Raw genomic sequence first — 23,960 nt, 5'->3', positions numbered from 1 at the left:
AAGTAATTTTTATGCGAGGGAATTAATTGGGGGTATATGTAGAAATTACTTGCAATATGATATTCTGTTCAGATAATTATCTCAGGAGAGTTTTAAGGAGAGTTTTCCCATGAAAATACTATGGCTTACAAACATTGCTTTACCAGAGGCGAGCTTACTTCTAAAAGAGGAAGTGCTGCCTTTTGGAGGATGGTTAGTTAATGCCTCTGAAGCATTGTCAATACATAGTGATGTATCACTATGTATTGCATCTCCAAACAATAGATTTAATGATATTCAGCTATTACAAGGAGAAAAAATTAAATACTATACTTTCCCATCTGTAAATAAAAATCATCCAATGAGTATAGTTGAAAATCCGTACCTTGAACAAACTATAGAACAATTCGATCCCGATATTGTTCATATTTTTGGCACGGAGTTTGCTCATACACTTTCGATGGTGAATATTTGTAAAAAGAAAAATATTAAGGTTGTAGTTTCTATTCAGGGGTTAGTATCTATTATTGCTAAACATTATATGTCATCTTTACCCATTGCTGTTCAAAAACGATATACGTTTAGAGATTTAATAAAACAAAATAATATAAAAAGACAACAGCGGGAGTTTATTAAACGTGGGGAATTTGAAATTGAAGCACTAAAAAAAGTAAAGCATGTTATTGGTAGAACTACATGGGATAGGGCATGCTCTACTCAGATCAATCCAAATGTGATTTACCATCATTGTAATGAAACATTAAGAAAAGAATTCTATAACTATAAGTGGGATATAAAAAAAACGGAGAGATATTCTATCTTCTTAAGTCAAGGATCATACCCTATAAAGGGGTTACATTTTATGATTGAAGCTATGCCTTTAATACTAAAAGTGTTTCCTCAGGCGAAGTTATACATTGGTGGTGTGGATATAACGAGGTCTAAAACCTTAAAAGAAAAAATAAAACTTTCATCATATGGAAAGTATATTAATCAGCTTATTAAAAATTATAATATCCAAGAAAAGGTTATTTTTACTGGGATATTAAATGAGCAGCAAATGTGTGAAAGGTATTTAGAGTCACATGTATTTGTCTGTCCCTCATCTATTGAAAATAGTCCTAATTCTTTAGGAGAAGCGATGCTATTAGGAGTTCCTTGTGTTGCATCAGATGTGGGAGGGGTGTCTGATATGCTAAAGCATAAAGAGGAAGGATTTGTGTATCAAGTAGATGCTCCTTATATGCTGGCGCATTATGTGTGTGAAATATTTAAAAATGATGAACTAGCGCTAAGATTTTCTGAAAATGCAAGAGTACATGCTTTACAAACGCATGATTCTAAAAAAAATACCAAACGCCTATTAGAAATATATAAAGATATCTTATAAAAGAAGGTATAAACATTGAAATTGAAAAATAGTTCTAAATTATTTTTAAACCGTATGAAGGGTAATGAAATTGCTGCCAAAATCGTGAGCAATGCGGGTTGGTTGGTTGGGGATAAAGTTGTCACTATGATCATAGGTGTGTTTGTTATGGCCCTAGTAGCTAGGTATTTAGGGCCAGAAAAATATGGCATATATAATTATGCTTTAGCTTATGTAACTTTGTTTACAGCTTTATCGACATTAGGTCTAGAAACGTTATCTGTTAAATCAATTGTGCATAAGGAGGAAGAAGAAGGGACCATACTTTTTACCTCTTTAGTTTTAAGGGTCATAGGTGGTATAGTTTTAACGTTGTTTACTAGTATAATTATTCGATTTGTTGCACCAAATGAGCCACTTGTTCATTTACTAGTAATGATTATGTCATTTACGATGGTTATTAAATCATTTGAAGTTATTGAATATTGGATACAAGCATATCAGAAGTCTAAAATATCTTCCTTGATTCGTATAAGTGCATATATTTTTTCTGCACTATTAAAAGTTATTTTTGTATTTTGCGAGGGGGATTTATTCCATTTATCTCTTATATATATGTTGGATTCGTTGATTATAGGGATAGCGTTGGTTATTGCGTACTTTAAAAATAGAAAATCTTATACGAAATGGAAATTTAAATTTCAGTATGCAAAGAAAATATTATCTAAAAGTTGGTATTTAATTCTCTCAGGTCTGATGGTTACAATATACATGCAAATTGATAAAGTAATGTTAGGTTCTATGTTAACGGATAAGAAAGAATTGGGTATGTACTCAGCTGCGACTCAAATTGCTAGCATGTGGTATTTTGTTCCTTTAGCTATTATTACATCATTTCAGCCTATTATCATGAAAAAAAAATTAGATACGCATGAGAACTATATAGGTACTATACAACTTCTGTATTCAATAATCGCTTGGATTGGAATCTTATTTGGTTTACTCGTAATTGTATTTTCAGATTTTATAGTTTCTATTTTATACGGACAAGAATATAAAAATGCAGCGGATGTAATTACTATAAGTGTGTGGGCAGGTACTTTTGCAACACTAGGGTCCGCTAGGTCCATTTGGTTACTAGTTGAAAATCTGCAAAAGTACACGCTGGTTTATACTTTTGTTGGCCTTATAATAAATGTAGGATTAAATTATTTGTTAATACCTATTTATGGTGGCTTTGGTGCAGCTTTTGCGACTCTTATAGCGCAAGTCTTTACCAATGTAGTTACACTGGCTTTGTTTAAAAAAACAAGAATTTCCAGCATTATGATTTTAAAAGCATTTTCTCCAAAATATCTATTTAAGTTAAGAAAGTTATAAATATCATATAATAATGGAGGGCGCTAAATGTTAGCTCCAGTAATAATTTTTGTGTACAACCGACCTGAACATACCATAAAAACAATAGAAGCTTTATCTGAAAATGAACTAGCAAGGGAGTCCGATGTCTTTATTTTTTCTGATGCGGCAAAAAATGAGGCCTCATTTGAAAAGGTAAAGGCAGTACGTGATTATATAGATACTATAGAAGAAAAAAAGTATTTTAAATCACTTACAATTAAGAAGGCTCAGGAAAATAAAGGATTGGCGAAATCGGTAATGAACGGTGTCAGTGAAATTATTAATAAATATGGAAAAGTAATAGTTTTAGAAGATGACTTGATAACCACACCCGATTTTCTAACATATATGAACGAAGGATTAAATTATTATGATGCTTTAGAGAAGGTCTGGTCTATCAGTGGATATAATATACCAATTAGATTCCCTAAGAGTTATAAGAGTGACATTTATTATTCTTATAGAGGATGTAGTTGGGGTTGGGCGACATGGAAGAATAGATGGGATCAAGTTGATTGGGATGTAAAAGATTATATAGAGTTTAAAAAAAATAGACGTTTAAGAAATCAGTTCAACCGCGGTGGAAGAGATATGTCAAATATGCTCGATGCCCAAATGGAAGGAAAGATAGATTCTTGGGCAATTCGTTGGTGTTATACTCAATCGAAAAAAAATATGTTTACGGTTTATCCAGTTAAGTCTCGAGTAAGAAACATTGGGCTGGATGGATCTGGAACACATAGTGGAATTACATCACATTATAATGTGGAAATTGATCAATCTTTAAGAAAATGTATTTTTAATAATCCAGAGTTAAATCAAGAGATATTAAGGGGTTTTCAGAATCATTATGGTTCTCGTTTAAATTATTATTTAATTAAACCAAAAATTTACATCAAAAAGTTATTAAGGATGTGATTAAAGTGAAAATCACAATAGCAGGAACAGGATATGTAGGCTTATCTAATGCAATATTACTTGCCCAACATAATGAAGTTATAGCACTTGATATTATTCAAGAAAAAGTAGATATGATTAATAACAGAAAATCTCCTATTATAGATAATGAAATTGAAGAATTTTTGGCGATAAAAGAACTAAACTTAGTGGCTACTACCGATAATTATAAAGCATTTAAGGATGCAGAATATGTTATTATTGCAACGCCGACAAATTACGATCCAGATAAAAATTATTTTAATACAAGAACTGTTGAGGCTGTAATTGCTAATGTTTTATCTATTAATCCAGAAGCTATAATGGTAATAAAATCAACTGTTCCAGTAGGATATGTAGAGAAAATAAAGGAGAAATTTGAAACGAATAATATTATTTTCTCGCCAGAATTTTTAAGAGAAGGTAGAGCTTTATACGATAACCTATATCCGTCACGTATAATTGTAGGGGAAAAATCGGATAGGGCAAAGAAATTAGCTGAATTATTAGTTCAAGGTGCGATAAAAAAAGATATTCCGGTATTATTTACAAATTCGACTGAGGCTGAAGCGATTAAATTATTTGCCAATACATATTTAGCCATGAGGGTTGCCTTTTTCAATGAACTAGATTCATATGCAGAAGTACGAGAACTAGATACAAAACAAATTATTGATGGAGTTGGACTGGATCCTAGAATTGGTGATCATTATAATAATCCATCCTTTGGTTATGGGGGATATTGTTTACCTAAAGATACAAAACAATTATTGGCAAATTATACAGATGTTCCGAATAATATAATGACAGCAATTGTTGATGCAAACAGAACAAGAAAAGATCATATTGCAGAAATGATTATAAAGAGAGAACCTAAAGTTGTCGGTATTTATAGGTTAACCATGAAAATGGATTCAGATAATTTTAGACAATCGGCTATTCAAGGAGTTATGAAGCGAATTAAAGCAAAAGGGATTGAAGTCGTTGTATATGAACCAACTCTTCATGAAGAGACATTTTATAATTCTAAGGTAATTAATAACTTTGAAGAATTTAAAAAGATAAGTGATGTAGTGGTAGCTAATAGATTAACCAGTGAACTATATGATATAGAAGATAAGGTTTATACAAGGGACTTATTTAGTAGAGATTAAAAGATATATTGATTGCCAAAAATGGAATTGGAATATATAGAGGACTAAGGCCTAATTAAAAGCAAGGAAACGCTTATATGTTTTACCTTGCTTTTAAATTTTTAAATGATATTTTGAAGGATTGAACTAAATTGTTTGTTAGAAGGGTGCAGACAATTTGTATGGATTTAAAAAATATATATGATGAATTGTTGTAGAGGTAGGAGAAGTTGACTAGTTAAAGAAAATAAGATACTTTAATTTAAGAATTACATTCCTAGAAAATCTATTAAGAATGATTGATGGAAGAAGGGTATATTAATGAAAAAGAAAATCCTATTTTGGATATTAGGGATCATAGGGGTATTAATTATAGGTGGAGGAGTTTACGCTTATAATATATATTCTTCTGTTTCAAAAACATTAGATGAAGTTCATAAACCATTAAAACGTGATCAAGGGAATAAACAAGAAGAAAAAATTAATAAATCTGAGCCTGTTTCAATCTTATTGCTAGGAGCCGATGAACGTGGTGAAGACAAAGGTCGTTCGGATTCTTTAATGGTCATCACATTAAATCCTAAAAATAATTCTATGAAAACGGTAAGTATCCCTCGTGATACATATACAGAAATCGTTGGAAAAGGAAAAAGTGATAAAATCAACCATGCGTATGCATTTGGTGGCGTAGATATGTCTGTTGCAACAGTAGAAAAATTCTTAAATGTTCCTATTAATTACTATATTGAAGTGAACATGGAAGGCTTTAAAGACATCGTTGATGCAGTTGGTGGTGTTGATGTGAATAATGATTTAGAATTTTCTCTTGGAGAACATCATTTCCAAAAGGGAAATATCCATTTAACAGGTGACCAAGCTCTAGCATTCACACGTATGCGTAAAGAAGACCCACGAGGTGACTTTGGTCGCCAAATGCGTCAACGTCAAGTGATGCAGGCTGTTATTAAGAAGGGTGCAAGCTTCTCTTCTTTATCAAGCTATGGAGATGTACTTACAGCAATTCAAAAGAATGTGAAGACAAACTTAACGCAAGATCAAATGTTTGATATGCAAAAGAATTATAAAGATTGTCTGCAGAATAGTGAAGATATTCAAATCCCAGGTGACGGTCACAAAGCTGCTGATGGTATTTGGTACTACTATGTTCCAGATGCTGCAAAACAAGATTTAACGAATAAATTAAGAGCGCATCTTGAAGTGACTAAGTAGTATGTAATAACCCAACTCCTTTGGAAGGAGTTGGGTTTATTTTTGCCTGGATTTATATTAGTATTATATATTGTGAGATTAATAGATGAGGTGAATCGATGAATAAGAAAGCAGTACTTGTCCTTGTTATTTTTGTATTGTTTGTTGCTTCGGTTGTGAGTGGTAAGCTTTACTGGAATAAGAAGATTGCGAATGCAACAGGACAAACACAAACGAGTGAAGTAACGAAAACAAAGGCTGAAGTGAAAGATAGCGGAGCGAAGAAAGAAGAGAAAAAGGAAGAGAAGAAACAAGATACGAAGTCATCTTTTAATGAAGCATACGCGAAGAATTTGCCAGATGCAGTGAAAGAGAAGTTAAAGAAAGCTGCTGAGGATAAAAAGGCAGTAAATCTTGTTATTGTTGGTGATGAAGGTTCTTCATCTGAAAAAGGTGCTTGGGCAGCTAAGTTAACGGCTAATTTAGAAGCTGCTTACGGTAAAGGTTTATGGAATGTGACTGTAAAGGAATATAAGGGTGAAAGCACAGAAGAGTTAATCGCGAATAAGCGTGATAAAGAGATTGCGAAAGAGAATCCAGATGTGATTTTATTTGAGCCACCATTTATTACTGATAACGGTAAAACTGGTAATGGGAATTCTGTTGCGAGTACACAGAAGTTTGTTCAAGCACTTTCTACTAGTGCAAAGGGCGCTACGATTATGATTCAGCCATCAAATCCAGTGTATGGTGCGAAAAATTATCCGAAAGCGATTGAAGCATTAAAACAATTTGCGACGCAAAATAATTATACATACATTGATCATTGGGGAGCATGGCCGGATGCATCGACAAAGGCTATCCTACCATATTTAAAAGAAGAATTTGGTTTCCCAACTGCTAAAGGTCATGAAGTTTGGGCACAATATGTAACGGATTATTTTGTAGCTAAATAATAAAAGGGTAGAGGGTATCGTCGACAAAATATGTTCGACAATACCCTCTCTTTTTTTATAGGATTTTTGCTATACTAAACTGTACTATAATACATGATGGAAGGAGGAGAGTAATGAAAATACTTGTGGTTGATGATGAATCGAGTATTCGTAATTTGATTCGGATGCAGTTGGAGATGGAAGGTTATGAAGTATTGGCAGCGGCTGATGGGAGAGAAGCTTTAGAGCGATGGAATGAAGGGCCGGATGTATTGATTTTGGATGTTATGCTTCCGGATACGGATGGGTATGAGTTGCTTCGTTTGTTCCGTGAGAGGGATAGGGATATTCCGGTGCTTATGTTAACGGCAAAGAGTCAGATGAATGATAAGTTGCTTGGCTTGCAGCTTGGTGCTGATGATTATGTGACGAAGCCGTTTAATTATGCGGAGCTTATTCTTCGGGTTAAGAATATGGCGCGGCGTGTAAAGAAGACGGAGACCGCTGTAAGTCATGAAGTAATTGAGGCTGGAGAGATAGTGATTTGTCCTAAGGAAAGAAAGGTACATGTGAGTGGACAAGAGATTCAGTTAACGTACCGAGAGTTTAATTTATGTCAGTTATTTGTTTCAAATCCGCAGCGTGTGTTTATGAGGGACGAGTTACTTGAGAAAGTATGGGGGTTTGAGTATATCGGAAATACGAGAGCAGTTGATATTATGGTGCAGAGACTTCGAAAGAAGCTTGGTACGAGCGGAGAATATATTAAGACAATTTATGGCGTTGGCTATAAACTGGATTGTTGAGTGGTGATGGTATGTCTTTAAAGCGAAATATGGTGTTTGGAATAGTTGGGCTGTTAATTCCGATTTTTGTTCTTTTATATGCAGTTGTTTATATTACGTTAGAAAAGAATATGTATCATAACGCAGCAGATTCTTTAGAAAAGTTAAGTGTAGAAGCACAAATTTATACGATGAATTATTTAGAGAAGGAAGCAGAAGTGGATACGCTTGGTCCTAATTCACTTTTAATTGCGTCGTATTTAGCGAAGCGTATGGATGTCCGTGTGCAGATGATCGGGAAGAATGGCGATGTTGTTGCAGATACACAAAAAGGAGCATTGCTTCACCGTAACATCGACATTGAGAGTTCCTTGAAGGGAAAGAAGTCTTACGTTTTTGAGGAGGCGGATCCAGCTCCTATTCTTTTGTTTTCAAGCCCGGTTTATTATGGAAACGATGTCATTGGAAGTATTCGTTTTATAAATGAGTTAACGGGTGAGAAGGAAGTTTTAACGAATGTGAGCTGGACGTTCTTAATGACATCTCTTTGCCTAGTAGCAACCGGTATTTTCTTTGCGATTCGTTTGGCGAAGTCTCTTCATAAACCAATTGATCAGTTGAGACAAATGGCACAGCGGCTCGCGAATGGTGATTATAAGAGTAAGATCGAGTTAAATGAGTACGTGGAAATCGCTCAGCTTTCAGCATCTTTTAACGCGATGGCCGATGGAATTGAGCTGCATATTAAGCAACTGCAGGAGGAGAAAGAGAAGCAGAAAGATTTCCTAGACCGCATTACGCATGAGCTAAAAACACCGCTAACGGCAATTATCGGCTATGTGGATTTAATTCCGAAGTTACAATCGAAAGAAGATGTACAGGAAAGTCTTCGTTATGTGGCGGTGGAAAGTGAGCGTTTATTATCACTTGTAGAGGAACTGCTTAAGTCTTCGAAATATGGGACGAGTACGTTTGAAGTGTCACCTACAGTTGTGAATATAAAGGAATTGGCAGAAGAAGCAGTTTCAATTGTGAAACCTCGCCTAAATCAGTTTGAAATTGAAGTAATAAATGAGTTAACGGATGTACATGTTGTTGCGGATTTTGATAAGACGAAGCAAATTTTCTTAAATGTGCTTGATAATGCAATTAAGTATAGTGATGCTTCGCATATTCGTATGAATGTAATTGTAAATGAGCATGAGGCGAAGGTTTTTGTTCATGATGATGGGATCGGTATAGATGAAATGGTGCTTGCAGAGTGGAATGAGTCTCCGAAAGGAAAGGCACTTCCTTCTAGTTATGGGAATGGTTATGGTTTGTATATTTGTCAGGAGATTATGAATAAGCAGGGCGGAAGCATGCGGATTGAGAGTAGTGAAGAAATAGGTACTACAATATTCATTACATTTTTGCTTCCGAGAAGGATGGAAGACATAAAAAACTTGAAAGCGGTTAAATGATACATTTATGAAACAATTATGCGGTATTTTCGAAACAACGTTTTTTTATCTTGGAGGTAGGCAGAAATGAAAAGGCTATCATTTCAAATTCTTATGTTTGTCATTTGTATAATTGTTTCTCTTGTTTTGTTTTATGTAATGGAGAAGCAAATATATAATCGAATCAACATTGTAAATGATAAACAAGCCGTTTTACAAAGGGTGAATGAATCTCTTCCAATTGAAGTGAAAGTAAGACATGAAAAGTGGGGAGAAATTGTTGTAACGGATGAAGTTCGTTTGCATACGATTGTTTCATTCTTTGACCGAATTCGAATAGAGCCAGGTGACGTTAAGAGCAAAGAACAAGTATTTACTGGAGAAGTAACGTACTTGAATGGACATAAGCGTACTTTTGCAGTAGGTGACTTGTTCCAGTATGGGGAAAATGTATACGGAAAGAATGGCATGGATCCGATGATTTCAGCACTTCAAACGTATTTATTAAGCCTGTATTACACACCAGAGCGTATTAGTGATTTCTTTGCTTCAGCAAAGGATGTCGTAGTACGTCAAGGTGATGTGGTACGTACTATCAATCTTACGCACATACTTGATTCTATTCGGTACGCAAAGCAAATTACAGATTACGGAGAAATTCAGAAGTTATTACAATCACAGAATGAACCGATTGCTTATATTACAGCTTATAAAACAGGTAAGCGTGTAAAGAATGATCGTGAAGATATTCTTACGATTTCTGTGTATCCATCGTACTTTGTTGTGCAATATCTCGGTGATAATAACGGTAATGTCATGTATATGAAAGGCTCTCTAGCAGAGTTATTCGTAAAGGAGAATGCGTCATGAGAAAGATAGCCTTTTTCTTCTTTTTGCTAGTAATTGGAGGAGCGATGTCTAGTTGCTCTCGAGATACAACCTCTATTAAATATAGTAAAAATGGTCTCCCTATTTTGGATGATCGTCATATTGTTGCGTATGTAGCGGCTCGTGAGGAAGTTGGTGAAGCGTTACTTTCGTCATTTTGTAAGCCGCGCGGATGTACGTATGAATTTATTCGTCTTTCGACAGAAGAACTTCTTCGTAGAGTGGAAGAAGAAGCTGGAAATCCGAAGGCGGATATTATTATTGGCGGTACAGTAGATGCGCATCAAATGATGAAGCAAAAAAATCTTTCTATTCCTGTGATAAGCCAACATGCAAATCGTATTTCAAAGACTGTTAAAGATAAAGATGGTTATTGGTACGGTTATGAAGTGGAGAAGCTAGCAATTGCGATTAATAAAGAGCGGTGGAACGAGGAAATAGCGCCGCTCGGTCTCTCGTATCCGTTAAGATGGAAAGATTTATTGAATCCAGTATATAAAGGAAAGATTGTCATGCCCGATCCAAATGTTTCAGGTACAGCATATACGTTTTTTCAATCACTTATTGATACGTTAGGTGAAGAGGAAGCGAAGGAATATGTGAAGAATCTGGCAGAACAAGTTGGAGAAGTAACAGTGAATGGTTATATCCCAGCAGAACTTGTTGCGAGCGGTGAATATATGATAGGCATCAACTTTATGGGAGATCAGAGAATGCTTCAAAAACAAGGCTTTCCTATTTTAAGTAACGAACCTGAGCAAACAGGGTTATCCGTTAATGCGATTTCTAAACTAAAACGTGCACCGAGTGGTATTATTGCGGATTTATTTATTGATTATTGTTTATCAGAAGAAGCGGGTCACATTTTAGAAAAAGTGTCGTTTGGCGTACCAACGATGTTTGCGAAGAATGAGAAAGAAATAGAAGGACAGCCGGTTAGAAGGACGAACCAAAATATATCAAATAGCGGGATAATCGAGATATGGAATAGACAGCGTCTCTCTCTGAAGTGAGAAAAGGAGACGAAAATATATGTTTAAATGGCTCAAGCCAGCACCTGCAATTGAAAGATTGCCAGCGGATATGATCGACCGTGTATATCGATTACTACGTATTCGTGTGTTAATCGGGATTTCAGTTGGATATGCTGCTTATTATTTAGTTCGTAGTAACTTTACGTTATCAAGTACGTACTTAGTACAAGAATATGGTTTTAGTACAGCTGAAATTGGTCTACTAGGTTCAGTAATGGCAATTGTTTATGGATTTAGTAAGTTCTTTATGGGGAATTTATCAGATAAAGCTTTCGCCCAGCGCTTTATCGCAGTCGGTTTATTCTTATCAGGGCTTGTAAATATTTGTTTTGGCTTTGCATCATCATTTGGGATGATTGTTACATTACTTGTTGTTAACGGTATTGTACAAGGTATGGGAGCACCACCTTGTAGTATTGTTATGACGAAATGGTTCTCAAAGAAAGAACGTGGTACGAAAACAGGTCTTTGGAATATTTCACATAACGTTGGTGGAATGCTTGTGCCACCACTTGTCGGAATTGGTGTAGGTATTTTTGGTGAAAACCATTGGCAAGGCGGCGTGTTTATTTTCCCTGCAATTATCGCAATGGTAATTTCAGTTCTTGTTTGGATTAATGCGAAGGATACACCAGAATCTGAAGGTCTTCCTCCAATTGATGAGTATCGTAATGACTATGAAAATCTTGAAAAAGCAGATAATGCTAACAAGATGTCACCAAAAGAAATTTTAATGAAGTATGTAGTGAAAAATAAATTTGTATGGTTCTTATGTATTGCGAATGCTTTTGTTTATTTAATTCGTTTCGGTGTTATTAACTGGGTTCCGCTTTATTTAACGACAGTTAAAGGATTTTCAAAAGCAGAAGCGCATGCGGCATATGCAATCTTTGAAGGTATGGCAATTCCAAGTTCATTAATCGTTGGTTTTTTAAGTGATAAATTATTTAAAGGAAAACGTATGCCATTATGTATTATTAGTATGGTTGGGGTTGTTATTGGTACGTTTATATATTGGCAAGCAACTAGCGTACTTGTTGTAAGTATTGCAGTTTCTATTATCGGTTGTTTAATTTATGTACCACAGTTCTTAATCGGTTTAAGTGCGATGGAATTAGTACCGAAATTTGCAGTAGGTACGACAGTTGGTATGTGTGGTTTATTCGGTTATGTAGGCGGAAGTCTTGTAGCTAACGCAGCAATTGGTGTTATTGTTGATCGTTCTGGCTGGGATGGTTGTTTCATCTTACTATTAACAGGAGCGGTTTTATCAACAATCTTCTTATTTATTGTTCAACGTGGACATGAGAGAAAAGATCCTAAAGTAGCGTAATGTTTTGTTTGAAAAGCTATCCAATTATTATTTTGGATGGCTTTTTCTATATAATATAATCTTTCCTTAAATCTATCTTAAAAGATATAATGTCATATTTCTAATCATTGGAATTTTTGTTACAATATAAATGGATGTGTAAAACTTTGTAAAAATAATGTAATAATATGTAATCTATTTTCAGAAAGTTTTATACAATTTTTATATTAAACTATTAAGTTATAAAAGGGAGCGAGAATATGTTACCAAATACGGTTCGTACTCCAAACAAGAAGAAGAAATGGATTATTATTGGGGTTATTGCACTAATTGTTATTGTAGCAGCAATTAATATTTTTGTTATGCAAGGGAAGAAGAAGGGTGCATCAACAAATGCTGATGCTGTAAGTTTTGAGAAAGTGACAGAGCGTAAGCTGAATAATACGAAGTTAATTTCTGGTCAGGTGAAGCCTGGTAATATTGAAAGCTTCTATGCAGATCCGGCCAAAGGGAAAGTGAAAGATATTGAGGTAAAAGAAGGGCAAGAGGTAGAGAAAGGCACGAAGTTATTCTCTTATGATAATGAAGAGATTAATCTTCAAATGAAGCAAGCTGAGCTTGATCAGAAGATGGCGGATATGCGTTATGATCAAGGGAAAAAGAAGATTGATTCATTGAAGAAAGAAATTAAGAAGGCGAAAGATAGCGGAGCTGGGAAAGAAGTAACGGATCCGATGGACGAGCAAGTAAGTGAGCTGGAGATTGCTCAAAAGACAACTGATCTTGAGAAAGAAAAAGGGAAGTTGCAGAAAGAAGAGTTAAGTAAGAAGCAGAAAGAGCTTACGATTTATAGTAATTTCGCTGGTGTTGTTCAAAAGTTAGATAAAGATGCGGCACAAAGTTCATCTCAAGCGTTAGGTGGTCAAGGAAAATCGTTTTTACAAGTAGCTTCTAAAGACCCATTCCAAGTTCAAGGTACGTTAACTGAGCTTCAGAAGTCACAAATTCAAAAGGATCAAACATTCAATGTAACAGCGAAAGCAAATAATAAGAAGAAGTGGACAGGTAAGATTACAGAGGTAAGTGAGTTCCCAACGAGTGCAGAGATGGCGCAAGCTGGCGGCATGGGTGAAGCAACTCAAAATATGTCTCAGTATACATATAAAGCAAGTCTTGATAGTCAAGACGGTTTATCTCCAGGTTACCACGTTTCTCTGCAAGTAAACTTAGAGAATAAGACGATGATTGCTGTTCCAAGTAAAAGCATTGTAGAAAAAGGCGAGGATGCATTTGTTTATGTTGAGGAAAAAGGGAAGCTTCGTAAACAAAATGTGAAAAAAGGTTCTACTGATGGAGACTGGACAGAGGTTGTAGAAGGCGTAACAGTGGGGCAAAAGGTGGTTAAAAATCCTTCCGACGATGTGTATGACGGAATGGAAGTGAAAGAGAAATGATTACGTTAAATAATATTGCTAAAACATATTATCAAGGAAAATTGGCGGTGCCGATTTTGCATGGTATTAGTTTAACGATTCAGAGCGGTGAGTTCGTTTCGATTATGGGACCGTCTGGTTCTGGTAAGTCAACGCTTATGAATATTATTGGTTGCTTAGATCGTCCAACAGAAGGCGAATATAAGCTGAATGACGTGAATATCTTAACAGCAGACGAGTCAAAGCTTGCTTTAATTCGTAATGAATATATTGGGTTTGTATTTCAGCACTTTAATTTACTGCCTCGTCTTTCCGCGGTGGAAAATGTTGAGCTTCCGCTCGTATATGGTGGTGTGAAGAAAGCGGAGCGTCGTAAGCGCGCTTTGGAGGCGTTAGGTAAAGTTGGATTGGCAGATCGCGTGCATCATTTACCGAATGAGTTATCAGGTGGACAGAAGCAGCGTGTAGCGATTGCAAGAGCGATTGCAAATAATCCAACGTTCATTATGGCCGATGAACCGACTGGTGCACTTGATACGAAGTCTGGTGAACAAGTTATGGATATTTTCACGAAGCTTAATGCAGAAGGCACGACGATTGTTATGGTTACGCATGAAGAGGAAGTAGCAGCGTATTCTTCCCGCCGCATTGTACTGCGGGACGGGAAAGTTACAGAAGATAGAAGGTGTGCGGTATGAGTTTACTAGATAGTATAAAAATTGCCCTCTCTTCTATTTTAGCTCATAAATTGCGTTCAGCTCTTACGATGCTCGGTATTATTATCGGGGTAGGTTCAATTATTACTGTCGTTGCGATTGGGCAAGGCGGGGAAGCGATGCTGAAGTCGAAATTCGCAGGTTCTGGTGGTAATAACCTTATGCCAATTCAATTTAAACCAGATATTAATGATGAGTTTGCTATAGGTGGATTTGAAATGCCGAAGTTAACGGAAGAGGATATTTTGGAAGTAAAACAAGTGAAAGATGTTTCACATGTTATTACGACAAACCAGAATTCAGAGGTGCTTGATGTAAATGATAAAAAAGCAAATCTGAATGTTATTGGTCTTGATAATGAATATTTTGCGGTTAATAAAGTAAAGGTCGTAAAGGGACGTACTTTAAATGAATCAGATATTTCTCATGCAAATAACGTCGTGATGATTAGTACAAAAACAGAAGAGACGTTATTTAAGGGCGTAAATCCAGTAGGACAAATTATTGAGATGAAAGGACAACCGATGCAAATTGTCGGTGTGTATACATCTGATAATGAATTTATGGGATTTGAAATGGAAGAAGCGTTAATCCCTCTTACGTTATGGCCTGTTTTATACGGAACAGATGAAATTCAAAGTATCGCAATTCAAGCTAAAAATGTAGACGATTTAGAAGCAGCAGGGAAACAAGCTGTTGATGTATTAAATAGTCGTAAGCCAAGTGAAATTCCGGGTAAATATGAACTGGTTAATTTAAAAGAATTCCAAGAAAATGTTTCTAAAGTTACTAACATTATGACGATGATCATCGGTGGTATCGCTGGTATTTCATTAGTCGTTGGTGGTATTGGTGTTATGAACATCATGCTCGTATCTGTAACAGAGCGTACGCGCGAAATTGGGATACGTAAAGCACTTGGAGCAACGCGTAGTAAAATTTTATTACAGTTTTTAATTGAAGCCGTTATGTTAACACTTCTAGGTGGTTTAATCGGAATTGGTCTTGGGTATGGCGGAGCATATATCGTTTCCACATTCGCAAAATGGCCACCGCTTGTTTCGTGGGAAGTTGTTGTTGGAGGCGTACTGTTCTCGATGACACTCGGTATTATTTTCGGATTAATTCCAGCAAATAAAGCTGCGAAATTAGATCCAATTGAAGCATTGCGTTATGAGTAATTAATAGTGTAGTAGAACTACACATTACCGTTCTAGTGGGCGGTTCGTAGCCTCTTGCATGAGGAAGTGAACCGCCCGTTAGAACGGGTTATATAAATAGAAGGAGGCGTTATAATGGAAGCAAATATTAATACGCAAAAAGTTGGTGGAGAAAAGCCATCATTGTTCGGAATAATCACTTCGCCTGGAGTGCAGTTCGAAAGAATGAAAACGAGTAATGCAGTTTGGGGAGCGTTTTGGCTACTTGTTTTATTAGGTGGACTTGTTGGGGGATTTGCTGCTTATGTATATTCTCTAACACCTGAAGCAATTGAGCTCAATAAGGAGTTAGGTGTTACTGTTTCAGCTGGAATGACATATGGTATGGGATTCGGTGTAGGTGCTCTTGGTATGGGATTTAGTTTCTTAATAAGTGCTGTAGTGTATAAAGTATTAATGGTGTTTATGAGCAATGATACTTCTTATAAAAAATTATTGGCGATTACTGTATATTCAAGTGTTATTTCATTAATTGGTGTATTAATAAATATAATTTTAGCTTATATTTTAGGTGGATCGGGTCAAGAAATGTACACTGGCCTAGGACCAATTTTCGCCTCGAGTAGTGGTGTTGTAAAAGGTATTGTAAGTAAATTTGAAGTGTTTACAATTTGGGGATATGTAGTTACATGGCTAGGTCTTCAAATTACAGCAGGCTTAACTAAAAAACAGGCAACAATTATTACTATTGTTTTCTTTGTTTTAACTCTCGGAATGGGTGCTTTACAAGGTATGTTCCAATAAGGAAATAAAATAGAAAAGGTGACTCTTCAAAGGAGTCACCCTTTTTTATTTTTACCCTTATTTCAAATACCAACAACAAAATTTCAAATACTCTCTAGTGTAATTTCAAATTCCGTCGGTAGTATTTGAAATTACTCACAGTGAAATCTTTTCTTTATTTTTATATTGTGAAGGTACCGCGGAATACTAGAAAGGTATACCTTTTAGAAACGGGTACTGTGTGAAGCCAGCGACTTTTAAAGAGGCAGTTGTTTTGTATGAAGGAATGATTGTAAATCAAATAAAGAAATTAGGTATTCGCCAAGATTATGAAGAGTATTATCAATGTGGTTTAATTGGTCTTTGGCATGCGTATGAAAGATTTGATGCAAAGAAAGGGTATTTCCCTGCATACGCACTTGTAACGGTGCGTGGTTATATATTAGAAAGATTGAAGAAAGAATCTACTGTACAAGAAAGATGTGTATGTGTAGGTGAGTATGAGGATATTTTTCATTTTGAAGATGTTGAAATAAGAGTGAAGGATTTTATGAGTGTGTTAGATGAGAAGGAGAAGTATATTATTTTTGAACGTTTTTTTGTAGGAAAGACGATGGGAGAAATCGCTTTAGAGACGGAAATGACATATTATCAAGTAAGATGGATGTATCGGCAAGCACTCGAGAAAATGCGAGATAGTGTAAGAGGATAAAAATAGCAAATAGAATGGAAGTTAAGGAAATACTACCTTCCATTCTATTTGCTATTAAGGTGATGAATCTTGCATGTTCATTTGGGATAATACATATCCAGCTTTCCATAATTGCTGACTTAGCTTATGGGAACTAATTTGTATCGTTACGGTAGCTCCGTTTGAAAAATGAATTTTAGCTTGTTTAGCTTTTTTGAAAAACTCTATTGTATGAACATGTTTGAAGAAAAGCCAAATACAATTTGGAGAAGCAGGAGATTCTGTTGGGAAAGCGCAAATATATTCTCTATGATTGATCGGAATTGGAACGTTTTGTTTAAATTTAAATTTTGTTTTTACGGCATTACGTCTCCCTTGATAGGTAGAATGAATATTTGTTAGACAAGATTTCTGTATAAGTTGGAGAGCAGTCTGACAGGAGTAAAGATGGTTTCCGCTACTGTCGATGATTTTTGTACGGTAATAAGGGTGTTTACATGGTTCAAGCATCATTGTAGAACTAGAAATAAAAATGTTGTTTTCATTATCCATAATTCTATATCCTCCCTTATAATTTTCATTCTGAATATAATTATATATAAATTAAGTAAATTGGTTGTTAATATTCTATTTCATATTGTAAATTTTGGCTATTCGTTTACAATCAATAGGTGATAGTCTTTCTAATTTGCATCGCTTGTACATATATATGAAAATAGAAAAGAGTAGGCGGTGATATAGTATGAAGAAAAAGTATATTATTATGGCTTTAGTTGTCATTCTCCTAGTATATTTAGCAAACAGCAATCCGAGTAAAGGAGAATATACAGAATGGGCAGCGAAGCAGTTTATGAAGCGAAATGATGTGAGTAAGAAGCTAGATGAAGTTCAAAAAGAGAATGAAGAGGGTCTTCTTGGCGACTTGGCATCGGCCGGTAAAAAGTTAGCGAAAAAGTATGTTGAGCCACAAGTTGGGTTATTAATTGATCATTATACGAAGCGAAATGATTATATATTCTTCTCAACATATACGACTGAGTTTGATATAGGTGAAGAACATTATAAGTACGTATGCGTCGGTTTTTCAAAGATTTTTATTCCGATTGAAATGCCGAAGAAAAAAGACGAATCTGCAAAATGATGCAGATTCGTCTTTTTCATTTTATAAAGTAATTGGAATTTCAGATACATTTTTTTCTACAAGGCGAGCTCCCTTTTTTCTTGTATTTTCATCAATGGATGAAAATACAGATGAGGAAAGGATTGTATCCATTACTTGATTTACGACTTTTGCATCGATTGGTGTGATGGGCGTATCGATAGAAAAAACGACTGTTTTTCCATCTTCTTTCGCGAAAATCAATTCCAGTACTTGCATGTGTTATTCCCTCCTTTGTATTTATCCCGCTATTTAAGGGATTCGGGTCTGCCGGTTAAATTGCGAGCTAATAATCAGCGGGGATGAATAAAATCCCTACTGATCTGAAGTTTTACTTTATAGTTTAGAAAGATCTGATGTGCTTACAAGTTGTACAGCGTGAAGTGGTGATGCCTGTAAGGAAGCAAGAGCATGAGCTACGTTGTGTACTTGATCTAAGCTCGCATTTGTTTTAACACGTTTAAATTGTTTGCTCTTGAAAACTGTTTTGCCGTTCTTATCTAATCCGTTGTTTAATACTAGACGTAAAGTTAAATCCATTACGATTGTTTCAATTGCCATGTGTATCACCTCCTTTCACTTTATAAATAGGTTGCAAATGTCATGTTTTGGCGTGAAATTTTTTCTTTTTTTTGGTACCCTTAAAAGATTAAGAGAGGAGAATTCTGGATAATGAATCGTAAATGGTTATTTTGGATTCCTGTATTACTATGGATGGGGCTGATTTTCTATTCTTCGGCACAACCATATAAAAAGCAGGATATGCGTTCAGATATTGAACAATATGTCAATGTTGAATTTGTAAAAGAGCATTTTTCATGGGTATCTATCGATTATGGTGGAGGAACCCCTGTTAGTATTGCGAATAAAGGTGTAGGCGGATTTATTGAGTTTTTCCTTCGTAAAGGTGCTCATTTTATGGTGTTCTTTATGCTAGGTTCATTGATTTATTACGCTTTTCATCGATCAGGTCATTCGAGGAAAAGGTGTTTTATATATGCCATTCTTTTCGTTGCGGGTTATGCAACATTTGATGAAATTCACCAATGGTATACGGGGGACCGTACACCAATGTGGCAAGATTCATTGCTTGATACGTGCGGCGGATTAACGGGAATTATAATAAGCAATTGGTTTTGGAATAGAAAAAAGCGCTAATCTCATTTCGAGATTAGCGCTTTTTTTGCGGGTAGTAAAACTTCCGGTAACCGACCTGATTCAAGTTTCACTTTATACACCAAGTAATTCTTTTAGTTCGTCTGTTGATAGTTCAGTCATCCAGCTATCACTTGTGATGACCGCATTGTTTAGAGATTGTTTTCTTTCTAGCATTTCATCGATTTTTTCTTCTAATGTTCCTGTTGTAATGAGTTTGTGAACATGAACAAATCGTTTTTGACCAATGCGATATGCGCGGTCTGTTGCTTGATTTTCCACAGCTGGATTCCACCAACGATCGTAGTGAATGACATGGTTGGCAGCAGTTAAGTTTAATCCTGTTCCCCCAGCTTTTAAGGATAAGATGAAAATGTCATACGTTCCGTTTTGGAACTCCTCAATCATCTTGTCACGATCTTTTTTCGGTACACTACCGTTTAAGAAGAGGACACGCTGGCCAAATTGTTCTTCTAGCACACGTTTTAGCATGTTTCCCATGCCGATGTACTGAGTGAAGATGAGGCAACTTTCATTTTGATCTTTTATATTTTCGATGAGCTCCATTAACGTTTTTGTTTTCATAGAGCGTTCAATGACATTTTGTGGTTCTTCTTCTTTTAAATAAAGAGCAGGATGATTACAAATTTGTTTTAGCTTGTTCAACATAAGTAATATAAAGCCGCGTCTTTCAATTCCGCTTAAACCTTCTACATTTTGCAGTGTATCTTGAACAAGTTGTTCATATAAGGAAGCTTGTTCACCAGTAAGAGGACAGTAAGCTTTTTGTTCTTGTTTATCTGGTAAATTTAATGCGACTGTTTGATCTTTCTTCGTTCGGCGCAGTAAAAATGGTGAGATAAACCGTTGAACTTGCTGGATTTTTCCTTCATCACGATCTTTTTCAATCGGTGTGACGAAGCGGCGTTGGAATTGTCCTAAGCTTCCGAGATATCCATGATTAATAAAGTCGAAAATGGACCAAAGTTCAGCGAGGCGATTTTCCATTGGTGTACCAGTTAAAGCGATTTTGTGATTTGCCTGCAAGTTTCGTACTGCTTTCGACTGTTTCGTATGTGGGTTCTTAATATTTTGTGCTTCATCCAAAATAACAGCATCCCAGCATAATGAAGTCAGTTCTTCCTCATCGAGTTGAGCCAATGCATAAGATGTTAATACAACATCTGCTGATTGAAGGAAATCTTCAAATGAATTGCCCTTCTCTCTATTACTTCCGTAATGTAATTGGACACATAAATTCGGTGCGAAACGCTCAAATTCTTTTTGCCAATTTCCAAGAACAGATGTCGGCGCTACGATTAATGCAGGGCCTGTTTTGAGATTGTTTTCTTTTATATATAGTAAGTAAGAGATTGTTTGAATACTTTTCCCGAGTCCCATATCGTCAGCTAGCAATGCTCCAAATCCAAGCTTTCGTAAATATAATAACCATTCAATACCATGTTGTTGATACGGACGAAGTGTTGCGTTTAGTGAAGTAGGGACATCTACCTTTGGAATATCTCCAATATGAAGCAGCTTTTGGAATAGTTCCTCATAATATCCATCTAGTTCGATTTCAATATCAGTAAACGGACTATCATCTTCTACAATTTCTGTTTCAGCCGTATTTGATAAATGTTGCTGCAGGACATCTTTCATCTCTAGTCCGTATTTATCGGCACGGTTCATGAGTTTCCTTACTTCTTCGATAAAGGCTGGATCTAGTCGCATCCATTGACCATTTATATTAAATAGACGTTTGTTTTGTTCAACGAGCTCGAAAAATTCGCTTTCTGATAAATCAATGCCGTTCGTCGAAATGCGCCAGTCAAAATTAACGAGCGTATTCATACCGAAGAACGATTGTGTTTGTGCTGTATTTTGCTTCAACTGGACACGTAATTTCGGTTTTGTTGCTTTTAAATTTTGCCACCATGATGGTAGTAAAATTGTAATGCCGGCTGCAAGTAATTCGTTGCTTGCATCTGTTAAGAAGTTCCAAGCTTCTGTTTCAAAGAGCTCATTTCGGAATGTATCTCCTTCTTTTAACCACGGTATGAGCTTACTAAAACCTTCTTGTGTTTCTGTAATCCGTTCTTCGTAATCGTGCCATCTTTTCGGTAAGGAATCGATGTTTTCATATACATATATGCGATGAGCCCCGCGCTTTGGTGTCACAATTGTTTCAAGCTTCCACATTTCAAATTCTTCTTGTGGTTCTTGTAGTCTTAGTCCGATTGTAAACGGAAGATCATCTTCAATATAACCGATTTTTCGAAGCCAATCTTCTTCATGTAGTGCTGTTTCCAATTGTCTTTTCGTAAAGTCGTAATGTTCATATAGCCTTTTAGCATCTTCCCAGCCGTCATTTGAGCGATTATCTTGTAATATGCTTTCATTAACTGCTGCTGAGAAAAGAGATGCTAATGTGTCATCTTCAATTGGTGTATTTTGAACTTTCCAAGATGGCTGTTTAGGCCAATGATTCATATCTGGTACGAAGCTACCACTCGTAAAGGTGTCCCATAATTCATTTGCATCTTTCGTAAGTGCTGTAATAGGTCCGTTTATTTGTATATGTGCAAAGGAATTCATCGGTTTGTTTGCAATGTATTCAAAGGCTTGTGCATTTGTTAGGAGCACACCTTGTTTTCCTTCGAAGGTTGCTTCTTTTAGAGAAGTACCGTAGAAAGAAGTGGAGTGCCATGTGAATGCATTTCGTTTCCAACTTTTTACGGATAATGGAGTACCGCTGTCATCTTCTCCCCAAAGGAACCAACCTTGACTAACATGCTGGAGCCTAATTGTTACTTCAGTTTGATTGATCATCGATTAATTTTCCTTTCCGTAATTCCTCTTGTAGTGCACGCAGACGTGAATGGAGATTGGCGATGTGAATAATGAAAGCATCCCATTCATCGGTGCGTTTTAATCGTTTATACAATGTACGTAATTTCTTTAAGTAACGAACTGCGCGTTTATATGATTTACGATTTCGTTCTTCAATCGCCTCTACAGCAGCAAGATGGTAAAGAGGAAGTGCCACTTCTGGCGCTTCTTTTTCAATATCTTTCAGTGGCTCTTTCAACAGCTCAATTGCTTCAAATCCATATAGGAGATGAAGCTCTGCCCATGTACGATACTGTTTTTTCGCGAGTACGTACTGTTCATAGTTTGTGAAACTATACGGTAATAGTTCTTGTAAGATCATTTCGAAACCAGCTTGTTCATTTGTATGTGTTGCATATGTTTCATACATGATTACAAATAGCCGAACGACATCTTTTATGAAAATCGTATTTTCGTGATCTTGGATCGTTTTCTTTACTTGTTTATACGTAAAGGAAAGCCAGTTTTTTGCACGATCCCAATGCATGGCACTTAATAGTTCTTCTAACCAATAGAAGTATAGACTCACAACAGAAGCAGGCTGTTTTTTTAGTAAGTCCATCGCTAGTAGATCTTCGTCATTTAAAAAGAGAAGATGAGAAGACGCTAACGCTTTAGATAGTGGATTGATTTTCGTATCGATTCGTTTTTCTTCTTCTTGTATTTTCTCTTTATTGTTTAAAAGTTCACTCCATATGTGACGATAAATGAAAAATCGCTCTTGCGTATAAGCGTCGGTAGAGAAGAATACTTCATGAACGAGACGAGCTGTTTCTTGTAAAATTATTTCAGACTCTGAAGGAATCGCTTCTGATTGTAAGTCCCGAACGATGGATTCCACTTTGTCTACAAATAGGCGAATGACATTAACAGGTTGGTGATAAGAATATGTTTTGTTTGCTTCGAATGCCTGAATTTCTTCTAATAATTTTTGAAAGCAGTAAAGTGCTGCGTGTAACCTGAATAATTCATGTATCGCAATGATACGCGGAGCTTTCCGCTCAAGTTTCGTATAGAAATCTGTAAAGATACTCATAAGAAAATACATTTGTTTATAAGTAAGCCGAGCTTGTTCTTTTTTAAATGAATCATATTCTTTTTCAAAATATGATTCCCAACTTTTATAGTCAGTTTCTTCAAAAGCTGATGATTGTAATACTTGTCTTGCAGTTCGAATAGGGGGAAGGGAAGGTTTAGTATTATTTTTAAATAAAGTTAATACATCTCCTACTTGCCCGAAACTAGACGCTGCAGATAGTAATACAGCGAGCATATGCTCACATTGTGTTGGTGCGAAGCAATCACAATAGCTTTCAGCGACGTTACGAATCGGAATATGAACGCTATATACGTTGCCTTCCGCATCTACAGTTCCTGATAGTGTATAACCATCAAAGTCAACGTTATAGACAACACCACTACGATATAGGTGCCGAGCTGTAGCGACATGTTCCTGATCAGCTGTTTGCTGTGGATCTAGTCCTTGAACGAACTCATTCGCAATCATCATAATTTCATCTTTCGTAATTGAGTGTTGCAGCATAATAT

The 23,960-nt window shown here is 35.9% G+C and carries 23 protein-coding genes; 18 read left to right on the top strand and 5 right to left on the bottom strand.

Features of this window, described 5'->3' with window-relative positions:
* Window positions 1-109: 109 nt before the first annotated feature.
* The 16 genes from DOS87_RS28520 to DOS87_RS28445 all read left to right on the top strand — a co-directional run bounded on the left by DOS87_RS28520 (window position 110) and on the right by DOS87_RS28445 (window position 17,227).
* Complete coding sequence (locus DOS87_RS28520) at window positions 110-1,369, top strand: glycosyltransferase family 4 protein (RefSeq protein ID WP_086389709.1); 1,260 nt, start codon at window positions 110-112, stop codon at window positions 1,367-1,369.
* 15 nt (window positions 1,370-1,384) lie between these two features.
* Window positions 1,385-2,728 carry a flippase gene (locus DOS87_RS28515; RefSeq protein ID WP_086389710.1) on the top strand — a complete coding sequence of 448 codons (1,344 nt, stop codon included), beginning with the start codon at window positions 1,385-1,387 and terminating at the stop codon, window positions 2,726-2,728.
* A gap of 27 nt (window positions 2,729-2,755) precedes the next feature.
* Window positions 2,756-3,667, top strand: a complete 912-nt coding sequence (locus tag DOS87_RS28510; protein ID WP_086389711.1) for a glycosyltransferase family protein — start codon at window positions 2,756-2,758, stop codon at window positions 3,665-3,667.
* A gap of 5 nt (window positions 3,668-3,672) precedes the next feature.
* Window positions 3,673-4,839 (top strand): nucleotide sugar dehydrogenase, encoded by a 1,167-nt coding sequence (locus tag DOS87_RS28505; RefSeq protein WP_086389712.1) that lies wholly within the window; start codon window positions 3,673-3,675, stop codon window positions 4,837-4,839.
* A gap of 300 nt (window positions 4,840-5,139) precedes the next feature.
* Window positions 5,140-6,048, top strand: a complete 909-nt coding sequence (locus DOS87_RS28500) for a polyisoprenyl-teichoic acid--peptidoglycan teichoic acid transferase TagU (RefSeq protein ID WP_086389713.1) — start codon at window positions 5,140-5,142, stop codon at window positions 6,046-6,048.
* 98 nt (window positions 6,049-6,146) lie between these two features.
* Window positions 6,147-6,983, top strand: a complete 837-nt coding sequence (locus tag DOS87_RS28495) for an SGNH/GDSL hydrolase family protein (RefSeq protein ID WP_208730164.1) — start codon at window positions 6,147-6,149, stop codon at window positions 6,981-6,983.
* A gap of 113 nt (window positions 6,984-7,096) precedes the next feature.
* Entirely contained in the window at window positions 7,097-7,768 is a 672-nt protein-coding gene (locus DOS87_RS28490) for a response regulator transcription factor (protein ID WP_000699556.1), read from the top strand.
* An 11-nt stretch (window positions 7,769-7,779) separates the two neighbouring features.
* Window positions 7,780-9,210, top strand: a complete 1,431-nt coding sequence (locus tag DOS87_RS28485) for a HAMP domain-containing sensor histidine kinase (RefSeq protein WP_016078180.1) — start codon at window positions 7,780-7,782, stop codon at window positions 9,208-9,210.
* A gap of 66 nt (window positions 9,211-9,276) precedes the next feature.
* Window positions 9,277-10,059: a DUF3919 family protein gene (locus DOS87_RS28480; protein ID WP_097980957.1), complete on the top strand. Its 783-nt coding sequence runs from the start codon at window positions 9,277-9,279 to the stop codon at window positions 10,057-10,059.
* Window positions 10,056-11,090 carry an ABC transporter substrate-binding protein gene (locus tag DOS87_RS28475; protein WP_001225641.1) on the top strand — a complete coding sequence of 345 codons (1,035 nt, stop codon included), beginning with the start codon at window positions 10,056-10,058 and terminating at the stop codon, window positions 11,088-11,090. The genes DOS87_RS28480 and DOS87_RS28475 overlap by 4 nt, the downstream gene beginning before the upstream one ends.
* A 19-nt stretch (window positions 11,091-11,109) precedes the next feature.
* Window positions 11,110-12,444 carry an MFS transporter gene (locus tag DOS87_RS28470; RefSeq protein ID WP_000477603.1) on the top strand — a complete coding sequence of 445 codons (1,335 nt, stop codon included), beginning with the start codon at window positions 11,110-11,112 and terminating at the stop codon, window positions 12,442-12,444.
* A 239-nt stretch (window positions 12,445-12,683) separates the two neighbouring features.
* Window positions 12,684-13,877: an efflux RND transporter periplasmic adaptor subunit gene (locus DOS87_RS28465; protein WP_098832790.1), complete on the top strand. Its 1,194-nt coding sequence runs from the start codon at window positions 12,684-12,686 to the stop codon at window positions 13,875-13,877.
* Window positions 13,874-14,554: an ABC transporter ATP-binding protein gene (locus DOS87_RS28460; protein ID WP_000631619.1), complete on the top strand. Its 681-nt coding sequence runs from the start codon at window positions 13,874-13,876 to the stop codon at window positions 14,552-14,554. The genes DOS87_RS28465 and DOS87_RS28460 overlap by 4 nt, the downstream gene beginning before the upstream one ends.
* Window positions 14,551-15,753 carry an ABC transporter permease gene (locus DOS87_RS28455; RefSeq protein ID WP_000054362.1) on the top strand — a complete coding sequence of 401 codons (1,203 nt, stop codon included), beginning with the start codon at window positions 14,551-14,553 and terminating at the stop codon, window positions 15,751-15,753. The genes DOS87_RS28460 and DOS87_RS28455 overlap by 4 nt, the downstream gene beginning before the upstream one ends.
* Before the next feature lie 114 nt (window positions 15,754-15,867).
* The gene (locus DOS87_RS28450) at window positions 15,868-16,536 is read left to right on the top strand and encodes a YknW family membrane protein (RefSeq protein WP_097891559.1); all 669 of its coding nucleotides are present in this window, start codon (window positions 15,868-15,870) and stop codon (window positions 16,534-16,536) included.
* Window positions 16,537-16,756: 220 nt separating this feature from the next.
* Window positions 16,757-17,227, top strand: coding sequence for a sigma-70 family RNA polymerase sigma factor (locus tag DOS87_RS28445; protein ID WP_097891562.1), 471 nt, complete (start codon window positions 16,757-16,759; stop codon window positions 17,225-17,227).
* A gap of 54 nt (window positions 17,228-17,281) precedes the next feature.
* Here the strand turns inward: DOS87_RS28445 and DOS87_RS28440 are convergent, their stop codons facing one another.
* Complete coding sequence (locus DOS87_RS28440; RefSeq protein WP_000368310.1) at window positions 17,282-17,758, bottom strand: competence protein ComK; 477 nt, start codon at window positions 17,756-17,758, stop codon at window positions 17,282-17,284.
* A 190-nt stretch (window positions 17,759-17,948) separates the two neighbouring features.
* Here DOS87_RS28440 and DOS87_RS28435 point away from each other — a divergent pair, with 190 nt between their 5' ends.
* Window positions 17,949-18,347 (top strand): DUF4359 domain-containing protein, encoded by a 399-nt coding sequence (locus DOS87_RS28435; protein ID WP_000731400.1) that lies wholly within the window; start codon window positions 17,949-17,951, stop codon window positions 18,345-18,347.
* Window positions 18,348-18,368: 21 nt separating this feature from the next.
* Here the strand turns inward: DOS87_RS28435 and DOS87_RS28430 are convergent, their stop codons facing one another.
* Window positions 18,369-18,584 (bottom strand): DUF2922 domain-containing protein, encoded by a 216-nt coding sequence (locus tag DOS87_RS28430; RefSeq protein ID WP_001197589.1) that lies wholly within the window; start codon window positions 18,582-18,584, stop codon window positions 18,369-18,371.
* Window positions 18,585-18,701: 117 nt separating this feature from the next.
* A complete protein-coding gene (locus DOS87_RS28425; protein ID WP_000963861.1) occupies window positions 18,702-18,926 on the bottom strand; it encodes a DUF1659 domain-containing protein in 225 nt (74 codons plus the stop codon).
* A gap of 111 nt (window positions 18,927-19,037) precedes the next feature.
* On the opposite strand from DOS87_RS28425, the gene DOS87_RS28420 reads away from it, so the two are divergent.
* Complete coding sequence (locus tag DOS87_RS28420) at window positions 19,038-19,523, top strand: VanZ family protein (protein WP_001080704.1); 486 nt, start codon at window positions 19,038-19,040, stop codon at window positions 19,521-19,523.
* A 72-nt stretch (window positions 19,524-19,595) separates the two neighbouring features.
* Here the strand turns inward: DOS87_RS28420 and DOS87_RS28415 are convergent, their stop codons facing one another.
* Window positions 19,596-22,352 (bottom strand): DEAD/DEAH box helicase, encoded by a 2,757-nt coding sequence (locus DOS87_RS28415; RefSeq protein ID WP_000610095.1) that lies wholly within the window; start codon window positions 22,350-22,352, stop codon window positions 19,596-19,598.
* The gene (locus DOS87_RS28410) at window positions 22,336-23,955 is read right to left on the bottom strand and encodes an SWIM zinc finger family protein (protein ID WP_000939128.1); all 1,620 of its coding nucleotides are present in this window, start codon (window positions 23,953-23,955) and stop codon (window positions 22,336-22,338) included. Before DOS87_RS28410 ends, DOS87_RS28415 begins: the two co-directional genes overlap by 17 nt.
* Window positions 23,956-23,960: the final 5 nt, after the last annotated feature.

Source organism: Bacillus sp. CR71 (genome assembly GCF_003429245.1).
Classification (GTDB): domain Bacteria; phylum Bacillota; class Bacilli; order Bacillales; family Bacillaceae_G; genus Bacillus_A; species Bacillus_A thuringiensis_S.
Note: the sequence above shows the minus strand (reverse complement) of the source record. Positions and strands in the feature narration are given on the sequence as shown.